Origin of the sequence: Rahnella rivi (assembly GCF_019049655.1) — a bacterium.
Taxonomy (GTDB): domain Bacteria; phylum Pseudomonadota; class Gammaproteobacteria; order Enterobacterales; family Enterobacteriaceae; genus Rahnella; species Rahnella rivi.
This window is the reverse complement of the sequence record NZ_JAFMOX010000016.1, coordinates 1-589: the sequence shown is the minus strand read 5'-3', so window position 1 is coordinate 589 and position 589 is coordinate 1. Positions and strand designations below refer to the sequence as shown.

The 589-nt window shown below is 42.6% G+C and carries 1 protein-coding gene; it reads left to right on the top strand.

Annotation, left to right across the window (positions count from 1 at the left end; genetic code table 11):
* A partial coding sequence (locus J1779_RS00085; RefSeq protein WP_217202532.1) for a hypothetical protein occupies window positions 1–558 on the top strand: 558 nt, incomplete at its 5' end.
* Window positions 559–589 lie beyond the last annotated feature (31 nt).

Sequence of the window (589 nt, the reverse complement as noted above, 5' to 3'; positions counted from 1 at the left end):
TCGCTGAAATTAAGTGATAATTCTTTGAAAGAGGTAAATACCTGCGAAGATTTTATCGCGCTTCGCCGTGCGGGTAAGACGGTGACCGACTTGCCGAATTTGCCCGACCGCTTTACTGATATGGCCAGAGGCTCATTGACTAATTGCTATCTCACGACCTACGCCAAAGATCATGGATTAACCGAAATTAAACCGGCTTCGCAAGCACCGACTCTGAAAGAAATAGTAGATCATTTCCCTGCGTACGCTGCAATTGCGATTAGCAATGAAGAAGTCGCTAAAGTTAAATCACTTTACCAAAATAAAACTATACGACAGAAAGAACCGGATTTGAAACCTGATAATAATGGACGCATGGTTTCTACGAAATCTGCTGATGGCTACCTGATAAGCAATTACCGAAATTTTAAGGATAAAGACGGGAAGATTATCGATTTTATCACACTGGGCAAGTTTGTAACCCAAGGTACATGGGGGGAGTCCACGACTTACGAGATTCTTTCCAAAAGCAACCCGGTGTGGAAAATTCAGGAGATTAATGAAAACTCCCCACTTTGATGAAGAAAGGCGCTGATTAGCGCCTTTTTCT